The 13,742-nt window shown below is 62.0% G+C and carries 10 protein-coding genes; 6 read left to right on the forward strand and 4 right to left on the reverse strand.

The annotated features are described in order from the left end of the window. Window positions 1–67 precede the first annotated feature (67 nt). Complete coding sequence (locus JQ641_RS23805; protein ID WP_211998328.1) at window positions 68–1,069, reverse strand: NADP-dependent oxidoreductase; 1,002 nt, start codon at window positions 1,067–1,069, stop codon at window positions 68–70. A gap of 215 nt (window positions 1,070–1,284) precedes the next feature. On the opposite strand from JQ641_RS23805, the gene JQ641_RS23810 reads away from it, so the two are divergent. Together JQ641_RS23810 and JQ641_RS23815 are read left to right on the forward strand one after the other, a co-directional pair. Further along, window positions 1,285–2,580 (forward strand): dicarboxylate/amino acid:cation symporter, encoded by a 1,296-nt coding sequence (locus tag JQ641_RS23810; protein ID WP_211998329.1) that lies wholly within the window; start codon window positions 1,285–1,287, stop codon window positions 2,578–2,580. Window positions 2,581–2,592: 12 nt separating this feature from the next. Continuing rightward, window positions 2,593–3,555 carry an amino acid ABC transporter substrate-binding protein gene (locus JQ641_RS23815; protein ID WP_211998330.1) on the forward strand — a complete coding sequence of 321 codons (963 nt, stop codon included), beginning with the start codon at window positions 2,593–2,595 and terminating at the stop codon, window positions 3,553–3,555. Window positions 3,556–3,667: 112 nt separating this feature from the next. On the opposite strand, the gene JQ641_RS23820 is transcribed toward JQ641_RS23815, so the two are convergent. Together JQ641_RS23820 and JQ641_RS23825 are read right to left on the reverse strand one after the other, a co-directional pair. Further along, on the reverse strand, window positions 3,668–4,984 hold the full coding sequence (locus tag JQ641_RS23820) for a bifunctional folylpolyglutamate synthase/dihydrofolate synthase (protein ID WP_211998331.1): 1,317 nt from the start codon (window positions 4,982–4,984) through the stop codon (window positions 3,668–3,670). Next, on the reverse strand, window positions 4,977–5,981 hold the full coding sequence (locus tag JQ641_RS23825; protein WP_211998332.1) for an ATP-grasp domain-containing protein: 1,005 nt from the start codon (window positions 5,979–5,981) through the stop codon (window positions 4,977–4,979). The genes JQ641_RS23820 and JQ641_RS23825 overlap by 8 nt, the downstream gene beginning before the upstream one ends. A 305-nt stretch (window positions 5,982–6,286) precedes the next feature. Between JQ641_RS23825 and JQ641_RS23830 the strand changes: the two genes are divergently transcribed. From JQ641_RS23830 to JQ641_RS23845, 4 genes are all read left to right on the forward strand, one after another. Beyond that, window positions 6,287–7,060, forward strand: a complete 774-nt coding sequence (locus JQ641_RS23830) for a ferredoxin--NADP reductase (protein ID WP_192739262.1) — start codon at window positions 6,287–6,289, stop codon at window positions 7,058–7,060. A gap of 216 nt (window positions 7,061–7,276) precedes the next feature. Further along, window positions 7,277–8,149 carry a patatin-like phospholipase family protein gene (locus JQ641_RS23835; protein ID WP_249150630.1) on the forward strand — a complete coding sequence of 291 codons (873 nt, stop codon included), beginning with the start codon at window positions 7,277–7,279 and terminating at the stop codon, window positions 8,147–8,149. 201 nt (window positions 8,150–8,350) lie between these two features. Next, entirely contained in the window at window positions 8,351–9,982 is a 1,632-nt protein-coding gene (locus JQ641_RS23840) for an FMN-binding glutamate synthase family protein (protein ID WP_211998334.1), read from the forward strand. A gap of 112 nt (window positions 9,983–10,094) precedes the next feature. Next, window positions 10,095–11,399 (forward strand): hemolysin family protein, encoded by a 1,305-nt coding sequence (locus JQ641_RS23845; RefSeq protein ID WP_211998335.1) that lies wholly within the window; start codon window positions 10,095–10,097, stop codon window positions 11,397–11,399. 32 nt (window positions 11,400–11,431) lie between these two features. Here the strand turns inward: JQ641_RS23845 and JQ641_RS23850 are convergent, their stop codons facing one another. After that, window positions 11,432–13,432, reverse strand: coding sequence for a carbohydrate porin (locus JQ641_RS23850; protein ID WP_211998336.1), 2,001 nt, complete (start codon window positions 13,430–13,432; stop codon window positions 11,432–11,434). Window positions 13,433–13,742: the final 310 nt, after the last annotated feature.

A 13,742-nucleotide genomic window follows, 5' to 3' on the forward strand; every position in this document is an offset into this window, starting at 1 on the left:
CACCTGACCGGAGCTTAGCGATGTATGCAGCCCACAACGCGACGCATCTTCCCAACAAGCGTCGAAATTACACCTTCACCATCCGCTTGCCGCGGTTCTCGCCGGCCAATAACCCGATCAGCGCCTGCGGCGTATTCTCGAGGCCGTTGATGACGTCTTCCTGGACTTTCAATTTGCCGGAAGCGACCCAGGACTGCAGGTCCTTCAAGGCCTGGTCGCGCTCGTTCATGTAGTCCATCACGATGAAGCCCTGCATGATCAGGCGCTTCACCACGATCAGGCCGGGCACCCCGCGCGGGCCGGTCGCCGACGGCACGCCGTCATATTGCGAGATCGCGCCGCAGCAGGAGATGCGGCCGCGGTTGTTCATCAGCGCGATGCAGGCCTCCAGAATGTCGCCGCCGACATTGTCGAAATAGACGTCGATGCCCTTCGGCGCCGCTGCCCGCAGCGCCTTGTAGGTCGCGCCGTCCTTGTAATCGACCGCGGCGTCGAAGCCGAGTTCGCTGGTGAGCCAGTTACACTTGTCCTTACCGCCGGCGATGCCGACGACGTGGCACCCTTTGATCTTGGCAATCTGGCCGACGATCGAGCCGACCGAGCCGGCGGCGGCCGAGACCACGACGGTCTCACCCTCTTTGGGCTTGCCGACATGGAGCAGGCCGAAATAGGCGGTGAGGCCGGCGATGCCGTAGACACTGAGCAGATGCGTCATCGGCTCCATCCGGGGCATTTTTGTCAAATGCTTTGCGGGCACCGCCGCGTAATCCTGCCAGCCGGTGTCGCCGAACACGATGTCGCCGGGGCTGAGGCCTGGGGCTTTCGACGATACAACTTCGGCGATGCCGCCGCCGGCCATCACGGTGTTGGCCTCGACCGCGGCGCGATAGGTGGCGCCGTGCATCCAGGCGCGGTTGGCGGCGTCGAGCGAGATATAGCGCGCCCGCACCAGCACCTCGCCGTCCTTCGGCTCCGGCACCGCGCCCTCCGACATCTTGAAATGCTCGGGCCCGAGTTTTCCGGTCGGCTTTTCCACCAGCAGGATCTGGCGATTGACGGTAGCGTTCATGGCGTTCTCTCCCTCGGCTTGATCGTTCTTGATGCAGTTGATCGCATATCGGGCGACCGATTGCACATGTTGTGCGCTGCACCGAAGGCTAGTCGCCGCGCGCGTGGCCCACAACTGGAACATTTCGGCAAGTGTGTAAATTGTCGCAAGTTTGTTGCACGCCCCTCCAAATCTGCCAAACTTAAGGTTGCCGGAAGAAAACGGGGGTCAAAAAAATGTCGAGCAGGTTCACACAATACATCCTGATCGCGATGGCGCTTGGTATCGTGATGGGGACCGTCGTCTTCAACTACATGCCCGACAACCGGGTGGCGATCGCGGCCGACGTAAACCTGATCGCCATGCTGTTCCTGCGCCTGATCAAGATGATCATCGCGCCATTGGTGTTCGCCACGCTGGTCGGCGGCATCGCCCATATGGGTTCCGGCTCGAGGCTCGGCCGGATCTTTGCGAAGACCATGGGCTGGTTCGTCACCGCCTCGTTCGTCTCGTTGCTGCTCGGCCTTATCATGGTCAACCTGCTGGAGCCCGGCGCGAACTTCCCCGGCACGCTGCCCGACAAGTCGCAATCGACCGGATTGCCGGTGTCGGCGTTCTCGTTCGAAAAATTCCTGACGCATTTGATTCCGACCTCGATCGCGGATGCGATGGCGCAGAATGAAATTCTGCAGATCGTGGTGTTCGCGGTGTTCTTTGCGGTCGCGCTCGGCGCAATGCCGGAAGAACGCGGGAAGCCGATCCTGTCGCTGATCGACGATCTCGCCCACATCATGCTCAAGGTCACCGGCTATGTGATGCTGTTCGCGCCGCTGGCGGTATGGGCGGCGATCATGGCGACGGTGGCGAAGAACGGCCTCGGCGTCCTGTGGAAGCTGATCGTCTTCATGGGCGGCTTCTATCTGTCGCTGGCGATCCTCTGGATGATCCTGATCATCGTCGGCTTCGTCGTGATCGGGCCGAGATACAAGAACCTGCTGCGGCTGATCCGCGAGCCGCTGATGATCGCGTTCTCGACCGCGTCGTCGGAGGCTGCCTATCCGAAGACGCTCGAAGGGCTCAACCGGTTCGGGGCGTCGTCGCGGATCTCGAGCTTCGTGCTGCCGCTGGGCTACTCGTTCAACCTCGACGGCACCATGATGTACTGTACCTTCGCGAGCGTGTTTATCGCGCAGACCTATCACATCGACATGCCGCTCGGGACCCAGCTTGCGATGCTGGCAACGCTGATGATCACCTCGAAGGGGGTCGCAGGTGTTCCCCGCGCGTCCCTGGTGGTGATCGCCTCGACGCTCAGCCAGTTCGGTATTCCCGAGGCGGGTCTGTTGATGATCATGGGTATCGATACGTTCCTCGACATGGGGCGCAGCGCCACCAACGTGATCGGCAATTCGCTCGCCACCGCCGTGGTCGCGAAATGGGAAGGCGAGCTCAAACCCGAGCACGAGCTTGGCCCCGATGACGTGGTCCCATCGGATGCCGTTCCCGGTGACCCCGTCCCGGCCACGCATTGATGGGAGAGATGCATGCATCAGTTCCCAAGAGGACCTACAAGAGAACATGCAAGAGGCCTTGCGCGTAGGCCGATAGCGGCAGTTGGCCTGTTGCTGGCAGCATGTCTGCTGGCAACGCCGGCGGCGGCCCAGACCGTGAGCGAGGGGCTCAGCCCCACGCTCGCCAACATCAAGCGGACGCATGTGGTGCGGCTCGGCTATCGCGAGAGTTCGCCGCCGTTTTCGTTCCTCGACCACTCCAACCGGCCGATCGGCTACAGCCTCGAACTATGCGAGGCGATCGTCGAGGAAATCGGGGTCGAGGTCGACGATGCGAACCTCAAGATCGAGTACGTCAAGGTGACCTCCGACGATCGCATTGCGGCGGTGACGGACAACAAGATCGACCTCGAATGCGGGTCGACCACGGCCAATGCCGAACGCGCCAGACTGGTGGCGTTCTCGCCGCTGATGTTCGTGGCCGGCACCAAGCTGATGGTGCCCAAAGCCTCGACGATCTCGGCGCCGACGGACCTGAAGGGCAAGACGGTGGTGGTCACCAAAGGCACCACCAACGAGCAGGCGATGCATAATGTCGACAAGAAGTTCTCGCTCGGCCTCAAGATCCTGACCTCGCCCGACCACGAGCAATCCTACCAGATGCTGGTGGACGGCAAGGCCGATGCGTTTGCCACCGACGACATCCTGCTCTACGGCCTGATCGCGCGGCACAAGGCCCAGGCCCAGTTCAAGGTGACGGGCGAATATCTGTCCTACGATCCCTACGGCATCATGTTCCGCAAGGGCGAGCCGCAGTTGAAAGCGGTGGTCGAGCGCACCTTCCGCAAACTCGGTTCGGGCCGCGATCTGGTGCCGCTCTACAACAAATGGTTCGTGGGGCGGTTGCCGACCGGCGAGAAGCTCGGCGTCGCGATCTCGCCGCAGCTCGAAGAGGCTTTCAAGGTGCTCGACGACTCGGCCGGGGGAACCAATTAGGGGCGTGGCTTGTCCTCCGTCGTGCCCGGGCTTGTCCCGGGCATCCACGTCTCAAGTCTCCGCGATAAGAAAGACGTGGATGGCCGGGATAAGCCCGGCCATGACGAGACACTTAGAAGAACCGCAAATCCTGCGCGCGGCCGCCACGGGCGGCCGTGGCGTATTCGATCGCCAGGAACAGTCCGCCCGCGACATATAGTTTGCGCTTTCGAGACGCTGCCAACGCACCGGCCAGCCGCACCGCATCCTCGATCGTGGTGGCGAGATGAATATCCGCCGCAGGATTGGCGAGCCGCGCCGCGACAGCGATGTCCTGCGGTTTCGCGCCCTTGTGGTACGCCGCCGTGCAAATGATCGTATCGAACGCCGGCGCCAGGCTGCCTACGATCTCGCCGGCCTTCTTGTCGCCGGACGCGCCGGTGACGAGAATCCAGTCATCGTCGCCGTGGATCGCTTTCAAACTTGCGAGCGATTGCCGGATGCCGTCGGGAGTGTGACCGACATCGATCACCGTCAATGGATCCTGCGCGATGATTTCGAGGCGGCCGGGCCATTGCGTTTCGCGCAGGCCGGCGCGGATGGCTTGCTCGATCCGCTCCGGCGCCTTGCGCGGCTGGGCGGCCTGCAGCCAGAGCAGGAACAGCGTGGCTGATATCGCGGCATTGTTGAACTGGACCGCGCCGAGCAGCCGCGTTTCCAGGCAACGATAGCCATGATCGCCGAACTGGTAATCGAACCGCTGTCCTGACGGGGACGCGGACTCGCCGTCGATGCCGATCTCGTCGCGAACGAACAGCGACGTGACCCCGCGAGAGCGATTATATTCGAGCAGATGGCGCCGCAGGCCCCGGCAGTTCTCGCCATAGATGATGGTGCCGCCACTGGCGCAGGCATCGCTCTTGTCGGAGACGATCAGCTCCAGCGAGTTGCCGAGCAGTTCGACATGCTCGTAATCGACCGAGGTTACGCAGGTCTGAAGTGCGCCAACCAGGCGGACGGGATCGTAGCGGCCGCCGATGCCGGCCTCAAACACCGCGAACTCGCAGTCGCTCTCCTCGAAATGCAGACAGGCGAGTGCAAACAGCGCCTCGAAGGCGCCGAATTGTTCACCGCGCTGCTGCGAAATCGCGGCGATGGCAGTCTCAACCCTTTGCTTGCACCGCGCGAAATCTTCATCGCCGATCTCGGCATCGTCGATCCGGATACGTTCATTGAAGCGCAGCAGGTGCGGCGAGGTGAAGAGGCCGGTTCGCAGGCCATAGGCGCGACCGATCGCGGCGCACATTGCGGCCGTGCTGCCCTTGCCGTTCGAGCCAGTCACCACGACCGAACTCCGCTGCAGCCGTGCGCGATCGATCCCGAGCGCGTCGAGCAATTCGGCCAGGCGCGCCAGGCAGATGCCGTCGCCGTATTTGGGAAGGTCAAACACCGAGCAGTCCCATCGCGTGAAACGTGTGATGCCAGATTTTCAGGATCAGATCGCCGCGATCGGATTCTTCCAGCAGCCGGATCGATGGATTGGAATTGACTTCGATCACGGTCATGGCGTCGGGCTCGCTGCCAATGCCGGCGAACAGATCAACGGCTGCGACACGAAGCCCGAGCGCGCGGGCGGCTTTTTTCGCCAGCATAACCGCTGCTTCGGAAGGCGCTGCTTCCAGCACCATCGTTCCGCCTGCGCTCAGATTCATCCGGCCCGGAATGTCGCGGCGTTCGCCCTTCGGCAGCACGGCGTCGAGCGATGGGTCGCTATCCCCGGACGACGCCGGCGAGAGGCCGCGGGCACGAAGGGCATCGTTATGGGCAGCGAATAATTCGCGCAGCGTGTGCACGCCGTCGCCGCACACGAAGGGCGGATATTTGCGCGCGCAATACAGTGCATCATCGCCGAGCAGGAATATCCGGAACTCGACGCCTTCGACGATCGGCTGGATCAGGACCGCGTCGTAATATTTCGCGACGTCGTCGAGATACCGGCTTAGCGCGGCTTCGTCATGAATCCTTTGTGCGAAGTCGCCGCGCGATCCCGTCAGCGGCTTGGCGAAGGCGGATCCGCCCAGCTTGCGAAGATATGCCAGCGCGTCGTCGCGCTCATGGCCCAATGGTCGATGGGCACGATAGCGATCGTGCAGGAAGAAATATTCACCGCCGATCGTTCGCACGCCGGCTTCGTCAAGGACTTTGCCGGTGAAGTATTTGTCGGAAGCCAGTGTCGAGGCGGTGGCGTTGTTCTGCGGATACCAAGAGCAGCGACCCGCGCCGAAATGCAGGGATTTTGCCGTTGAAGCGATGCTGAAGATCAGTCCCGAGCCGCCGTCGAGATCGCGAAAGGTTAATCCGAATTCGGCGCAGGCGAATTCGGCATAGATCGACTGGTCCGGATAAAAGCCCGGTTTACCTTGTCGAAATTCTCTCACGCTTCGCATGCGGTCTCTTTTGACGCGTTCTAAGATTGCGTAGCAATTTATTGCCAGATCAGCGCCGATTTCAGCAAGTTAATTGCGTGTATCGTCTTACGTTAACGAAGACCAATCGAACCTTTCTGCAAAATAAACCGACTGCCATTCCGAGCTATCAATTGTGCGGTAATCGATCTTGACTATCTCTCTCTTTGGCGCAATTGAAACGTCAAATCGCCAATGATTTCGGGGGTTTTCGTCGTTTCGAGACCCGAAAACCCGGCAAGAAACTGAATTGTTCTACACCAAGACGTCAGGAAAAACGAAAACACATGAGCGCGTTCTATAGAGAGAAAGTTCTTTCTGTCCGTCATTGGACCGATACGCTTTTCAGCTTCACCGCCACCCGCGATTCCGGCTTCCGTTTCCAGAATGGGCAGTTCGCGATGATCGGCCTCGAGGTCGAGGGCCGGCCGCTGCTGCGCGCCTACAGCATGGCGAGCGCCAATCACGAGGAGGAACTCGAGTTCTTCTCGATCAAGGTCGCGGACGGGCCGCTGACCTCGAAGCTGCAGAAGATCCGCGAAGGCGACACCATCCTGGTCGGCCGCAAGGCGACGGGAACGCTGATCACCGACAATCTGATTCCGGGCAAGCGCCTGCTGCTGCTGTCGACCGGCACCGGGCTCGCGCCGTTCGCGAGCCTGATCAAGGATCCTGATGTCTATGAGCGCTATGAAACCATCGTGCTGGTTCATGGCTGCCGGCAGGTTTCCGAACTCGCTTATGGCGAGGAACTGGTCGCGAAGCTGCGCGACGACGAATTGTTCGGACCGCTATTGTCCGAGAAGCTGCTGTATTATCCGACCGTGACCCGCGAGCCGTTCCGCAATCGCGGCCGCATCACCGACCTGATCACCTCGGACCAGTTGTTCAACGACATCCACCAGCCGCCGCTCGATATCGCGACCGACCGCATCATGATGTGCGGCAGCCCCGGCATGCTGGAAGAACTGCGTCAGCTGTTCGAGAGCCGCGACTTCCTCGAAGGCAGCCACAACCAGCCCGGTCACTTCGTGATCGAAAAGGCGTTCGTGGAACGCTAACGATGTCGTCCCGGCCTTGAGCCGGGACCCATACTACGCGGCCGCAATTGTTTTAAGAGATATCTAACGCCGTGCTTTTGCCGATACGGCACGGCGTATGGGTCCCGGCTCAAGGCCGGGACGACGTAGGGCCAGTAGCCCATCCCATTCCCCCGCTGCTATAACCCTCCCAGCGCCATGCGGCCTGTGCCGACGCGGCGATCAGGGAGCCAGGTGTTGTCGGTACGCGATCAGATCGGCCCGGTGAAAACTGCCTTTGTGTTCGCCGGCGGCGGCAGTTTTGGCGCCATTCAGGTCGGCATGCTGCATTCGCTCGCCGCCCACGGAATTTCCGCCGATATGGTGGTCGGCTCCAGCGTCGGCGCTCTCAACGGCGCCTTCTATGCCGGCGACCCGACGCTCAAGGGCGTGGAGCGGCTCGGCGACATCTGGCGCGGATTGACGCGGCATGACGTGTTTCCGATGAATTGGCGCACGGTGTTGAGCTTTCTGTGGCGCCGCGATTTCCTGATTTCCCACGACGGCATCCGCAAGCTGATCGACGACCACATTCCCTACCGCAATCTGCAGGACGCCAAGGTGCCGGTGCATATCGTCACCACCGACATCATTTCCGGCGACAGCGTAGTGCTGTCGGAAGGCTCGACCTCGGAGGCGATCGTTGCTTCGACCGCGATCCCCGGCGCTTTCGCGCCGATCCCCTACAAGAATTACTATCTTGCCGATGGTGCGATCTCCAGCAACACGCCGATCCAGGTCGCGGTTCAGAAAGGCGCCAAACGGCTGATCATCTTGCCGACCGGACACGCCTGCGCCACGCAGGCACCTCCCGTCGGCGCGGTCGCCAATGCGCTGCACGCGCTGACGCTGCTGATCGCACGACAACTGGTCATTGAGCTGGAGGGCCTCGACCCCAGCATCGAATATTTCGTGGTGCCACCGCTGTGCCCGCTGGTGGGATCACCTTACGATTTTTCGCGCACCGCCGATCACATCGACCGCGCGATTGCCACGACGGATGCGTGGCTGGCCCACGATGGGCCGCAACAGGGCAGGATTCCCGGCGAAATGCGGCTGCACAGCCACTGAGGCACGACGGTTTCGCTGCACTGCAAAAGCAGCTTCCGATCAATTGATTCAACCACCGCCGGCTTCGGCAAAATCTTTTGCGATCCCCTGTCACGTCCGTGATGGCTAGACCGTATATCGTATGGTGCTTATTCCAATGGTTGGATTAAGCTGCTGGCGGACAAGAACAATCCGTAAGAATATTCCGGCCGAGGGGATGTCATGGAAACACTGTTGATGCCGTTCTCGCCACGCTACATCGTGCTGACGATCTGCGCGGTCGTCACGGCACTGCTGATCGGCATCGGCATCTTCGATCAAAATTTGAAGGTGTGGGAAATATTGCTGATTCCCATCGTGATCTTCGGCGGGCTTACCCTTCTCGGCATTCGCGACCTGACGCAAGAGAGCCACGCGGTCCTGCGGAATTATCCGATCTCCGCGCACATCCGTTTTCTGCTGGAAGAGATCCGGCCGGAGATGCGGCAGTATTTCTTCGAGAGCGAGAAGGACGGCATGCCGTTCTCCCGCGATACCCGCGCGCTGGTCTATCAGCGCGCCAAGATGCAGCTCGACAAGCGGCCGTTCGGCACCCAGGAAGACGTCTATCGCGACGGTTATGAATGGATGCACCATTCGATGGCGCCGAAGGCTCGCGTCGTCGAGCAATTTCGCGTCACCATCGGTGGTCCGGACTGCACCAGGCCGTACTCGGCCTCGGTGTTCAACATTTCGGCGATGAGTTTTGGCGCGCTTAGTCCAAATGCCGTGCGCGCGCTGAATGCGGGCGCCAGGAAAGGTGAGTTCGCGCACGACACCGGGGAGGGCGGCGTCAGTCCCTACCACCGCGAGAACGGCGGCGACATCATCTGGGAAATCGGGTCCGGCTATTTCGGTTGCCGCAACCGCGACGGCAGCTTCAATTCCGAATTGTTCGCGCGCATTGCTTCCGACGACCAGATCAAGATGGTCGAACTCAAGATCAGCCAGGGCGCCAAGCCCGGACACGGCGGCGTGTTGCCGGCGGCCAAGGTCTCGGAAGAGATTTCAAAGATCCGGGGCGTGCCGATGGGTGAAGACTGCATCTCGCCGGCCACTCACCGCGCGTTCTCGACGCCGCTCGAAATGATGACCTTCATCGGTGAGATGCGGCGCTTGTCCGGCGGCAAGCCCGCGGGCTTCAAGCTGTGCATCGGCCACCCCTGGGAGTTCCTGGCCATCTGCAAGGCGATGCTGCAGACCGGGATCTACCCTGATTTCATCGTGGTCGACGGCAATGAAGGCGGCACCGGCGCCGCTCCGCTGGAATTCATGGACCATCTGGGCATGCCGATGCGCGAGGGTGTCAATTTCGTCCATAACGCGCTGGTCGGCATCAATGCGCGCGACCGCATCCGCATCGGTGCCTCCGGCAAGATTGCGACGGCCTTCGACATGGCGCGCGCCATGGCGATCGGCGCCGATTGGTGCAATTCGGCGCGCGGCTTCATGTTCGCGCTGGGCTGCATCCAGTCGCTGAGCTGCCATACCGACCGTTGTCCGACGGGGGTGACCACCCAGGACCCGCTCCGCGCCCGCGCGTTGGTGGTGCCACTCAAGAGCGAGCGGGTCTATTCCTACCATCACGCCACCCTGCACGCCCTGTCCGAACTTCTCGCCGCCGCCGGCCTCGATCATCCGCAGCAGTTGCGGCCGATCCACTTCTCGCAGCGATCCTCCACGAACGATACATTGACGTTCGCGAAACTTTATCCGTCGCTGCGACCGGGCGAACTGATCGACGGCACCAGCGATCCACGCTTCCGCGACGCCTGGGATATGGCCCGGGCGGATTCGTTCCGGCCGGCGGGGTAGGGCTTCACGCTTACGTCATCCCGGCTCAAGGCCGGGACGACAAGCTATCGCCGCAGGCCCGCTGCTCTGATAGAGCCTCTCTCTGGAATGACCATCCGCCAAAAGGGAGACAATGCTTTATCTGGAACTCGGGATCGTAACGGTCCTGATCATCACCAATGGCCTGCTTTCAATGTCGGAACTTGCCATTGTCTCGTCGCGGCCGGCACGGCTCGCCGCGCTGGTCGAAAAGAACGTCACCGGTTCCCGCCGTGCACTCGCGCTGGCTTCTGATCCCGGCAAGTTCCTGTCGACGGTCCAGATCGGGATCACGCTGATCGGCGTGCTGTCCGGTGCGATTTCCGGTGCCACGCTGGGCCAGCGCCTGACCAACCTGCTGGTCGAATCCGGATTATCCAAAGGCCTGGCTGACGCGATCGGCGTCGGCGTCGTGGTGAGTGTCATCACCTACGCCTCACTCATCATTGGCGAATTGGTTCCCAAGCAAATCGCCTTGCGCGACCCGGAATCGGTGGCGGTCCGCGTGGCGCCCTACATGACGCTGCTCTCGAAAGTTTCGTCACCCCTGGTGTGGCTGCTGGATCGCTCGGGCAAGGGGCTGTTGTGGCTGCTCGGTCACCGCGGTGAAGCCGAAGACAAGGTCAGTGAGGACGAAATCCGCACATTGGTGGTCGAGGCTGAGAATGCAGGCGTGCTCGAACCCGGCGAAAAGGAAATGATCGCGGGCGTCATGCGGCTTGGCGATCTTCCGGTCGGCGCCGTCATGACGCCCCGCCCCGAAGCCAGCATGATCAATCTGGCGGATCCGCCTGAAATTATCTTTGCTGCGCTTGCCGGCAGCAACCATTCCCGCTTTGTGGTGTTCGACAAGGATCCGGATGCGGCGCTCGGCATTGTCCAGGCCAAAGACATGCTCGACAGCTATTTGTCGGGGCAGGCGCCTGATATTCGCAAGCTGGTTCGGGAGGCGCCGATCATTCCCGAATTCCTCGATGCCAGGGACGTCGTCGCGGTGCTGCGCGACTCCCCCGTGCATATGGGGCTGGTGCATGACGAATACGGCGTGTTCCAGGGCGTCGTGACCAGCGCCGACATTCTCGAATCGATCGTCGGCGGCTTCCATACCGACGAGGGGCCGCCCGAAGCGGCCGTGGTGAAGCGGGGCGACGGCTCGTATCTGATCTCGGGCTGGATGCCTGCCGTCGAGTTCGCGAATTTGCTCCAGATCGTCCTGCCGTCGTCGCGGCAGTATCAAACCATGGCCGGCTTCCTGCTCCAGCAGTTCGGCGCGATACCTGGCGTCGGCGATCACGTGGAGGCGCAGGGCTGGCGCTTCGAAATCGTCGATCTCGATGGAAGGCGCATCGACAAGGTGCTGGCGACCCGCATCGACGATGCCGCCACAACGCCAGCTTGATGGCGCTATGCCGAATTTTCTGACGCCGAGGCTCAGAACTCGCCGTGCAAACGGCCCGAGAAGATCGAAACCGGGCCACGGTCGCCATTATAGGCGGGGTTTGCGATCAGCTGATAGTCGGCGGTGAAGGTGAAGGTCTTGTCGATCGCGAACGCGTAGTAGGTCTCGAAGATACGTTCATTGCGGTAGTTGAGCCGGCCGTCGCCGATCAGGAGACCGAGGCCGCCCGCCGCCAGGAAGTCGCGATGGTCAGATGACAACCCGTTGACGGCGCCACCGATGGCGAACGTGTCATTTGGACGGCCCCAATAGCTGCCCTTGACCGACAGTCCGGCGGAGACGCTGCGATCCACATCGGTGAACGACAGGATTTCGTTGCGCCCGTCGTTCCAGCTCGCGCGGGCGAACATCCCGACATCCCTGACGATCTGCTGTTCGGCGTTGATGTAGAATCCGTACTTGGTGTTGTCGCGCCGGATGCCGACGATGACGTCGTTGATCTCGAGCGTCGGGTCCGCCGCTGATATCCCCAGCGCGTTTCGGTAGCTGCCGGTGTTGCCGCGATTGCCGAAAATGCCGAGCCTGAGCTTGCCGGGTTGATCGAAGATCGTGTGACGCTCCTCGAACTCCACCACCGCACCGCCGGACTTGAACACGAGGACGTCGCTGTTGGGCGCGTTGGGGACCTGGAACAGGCCGGCGCGAATGGCCCAGTCCTTGCGGTTGAGTTCGACCACGGCGCCACGGGTGAAGCCGGGCAGGTCGGCGGGGAAATCGTAGGCCGCCGATGACCACATCGCCCAGTTCATGAAGTCGACGCGGGGGTCCTTGGCGTAGGAGTTGCCGTCAAAATAGTCGCCGACCGCAAAACGGCCGACCGTGACCGTGACGCGGTCGATGTCGCGCTTGCCCGCGAGTTGCATCGGACCGTCGGCGACATCTTCCTGTTCGCCGCCGAGGCCGAAGGTCTGGCGAAAGACGTAGCGCTGCGGGCGATATTTCGGATAGGGCGCGCCGCCCTTCTGCGCTTCGCCGTTGGGGAAGCCGGCAAGTCCCAGCGTGCTGTTGAGGCCAAAACCCTGCGCCAGTTCGGGGTTGAAATAGAACTCGCCGCCCTGCCACAGCCGCCAGCCGAGAAACACATCCGCGGTCCATGTCTGGCGGCCCTGGCCGCCGCCCGGAAGACTGTTGGTGCCCTCATAGGGCGAGCGCATGCGCGGATAGGCCTGCGCGATGACCGTGGTCTGCCCGTGCACGTTCCAGTTTTTCGGCTCGGGAAGCGCGGTGCGTCCATCGACCGGTTTGGGGCCCGCCCAAGGCGGTGTCTCCCACAGCCGATAATTCAGGCCGAGCTTGAACAGGTGAATGTTGGGATCGACGTTGACGCGCGGCAATCCGACGTCGGTCAGGTCGTAGGTCCGCCGCGCCAGGTCGACGTAGTTGTATTCGGCCTTGGCGGTCCAGTTGCCGCCGACCGCCACTTCGATGCCGAGGCCTGCGGTCCAGCCGACATGCGTGAGGTACCGCTTCGGCGGGATGATGACCCCGGTGTCGTTGAGGTTGACGTGGGTGCTTCCCCAAGCGATGCCGCCCGTGACGTAAGGCATCCACGTTCCCATCGCGTAGCCGACCCGGCCGCGCGCGGTTGCGATGTAATCGATGGTGCTGTTGAACGGAGCCGGCGCGAGCCGCGGAATGTCCACCGGGCTACCGAACGAAACGTCAGCCTCCACACCGAGCACGACCCTGTTTGCCAGCTGGTGGTTGTAGCCGGCCTGGTAGCCGCCGGTCAGTCCCGTGACGCTGTGCGGAAGGAACACGCCCTGCAAGGGCTCCGTGTTGGTGCCCGGGCCGAGGCTGCCGCTGCCGTAACCGACATGGCCGCCCACATAGAACCCGGTCCAGTTATAGACGGCCCTGAGCGCAGGCGCCTTGAGAGACAGATCAGCCGCCAGGACGGGACTGGCGAGCGTCATGGCGCCGACGGCGGCGCCAGCCAAAACATGCTGCAGGGATTGGCGGTACGAACCCATGATGCGGCCTGTTCCAGCGCGAAGCGGGCTGCGGTCTCGTGCCATCACTGCAAATTTGAACGCCTGCCGCCACCCAAGAAATGAAGTCATCAACCCCGCCGCCCCCGGTCGGCTTCTTCCCCGATTCGTCCGCTCAAAGCCAGATCGGGGAAAAGCACCATACACCCCCACTCCTAGTTGCAAGTAATTCGCAACAGAAACAAGTGGAGGTCGGTACTGGATGGCATTCTCACGTGACAGTTTTGTAACGGCTCTCGGAGCGGGGGTGGGTGAGGGCGGACGCCGGTGTTTCGCGCCCGGCAGATCGCCT

The sequence above is a fragment of the Bradyrhizobium sp. JYMT SZCCT0180 genome (genome assembly GCF_018130165.1).
Classification (GTDB): domain Bacteria; phylum Pseudomonadota; class Alphaproteobacteria; order Rhizobiales; family Xanthobacteraceae; genus Bradyrhizobium.

Coding starts and splice junctions, on each gene's coding strand:
- JQ641_RS23805 (WP_211998328.1), bottom strand. CDS start 1,069: ATGAACGCTACCGTCAATCGCCAGATCCTGCTGGTGGAAAAGCCGACC.
- JQ641_RS23810 (WP_211998329.1), top strand. CDS start 1,285: ATGTCGAGCAGGTTCACACAATACATCCTGATCGCGATGGCGCTTGGT.
- JQ641_RS23815 (WP_211998330.1), top strand. CDS start 2,593: ATGCATCAGTTCCCAAGAGGACCTACAAGAGAACATGCAAGAGGCCTT.
- JQ641_RS23825 (WP_211998332.1), bottom strand. CDS start 5,981: ATGCGAAGCGTGAGAGAATTTCGACAAGGTAAACCGGGCTTTTATCCG.
- JQ641_RS23830 (WP_192739262.1), top strand. CDS start 6,287: ATGAGCGCGTTCTATAGAGAGAAAGTTCTTTCTGTCCGTCATTGGACC.
- JQ641_RS23840 (WP_211998334.1), top strand. CDS start 8,351: ATGGAAACACTGTTGATGCCGTTCTCGCCACGCTACATCGTGCTGACG.
- JQ641_RS23845 (WP_211998335.1), top strand. CDS start 10,095: ATGCTTTATCTGGAACTCGGGATCGTAACGGTCCTGATCATCACCAAT.
- JQ641_RS23850 (WP_211998336.1), bottom strand. CDS start 13,432: ATGGGTTCGTACCGCCAATCCCTGCAGCATGTTTTGGCTGGCGCCGCC.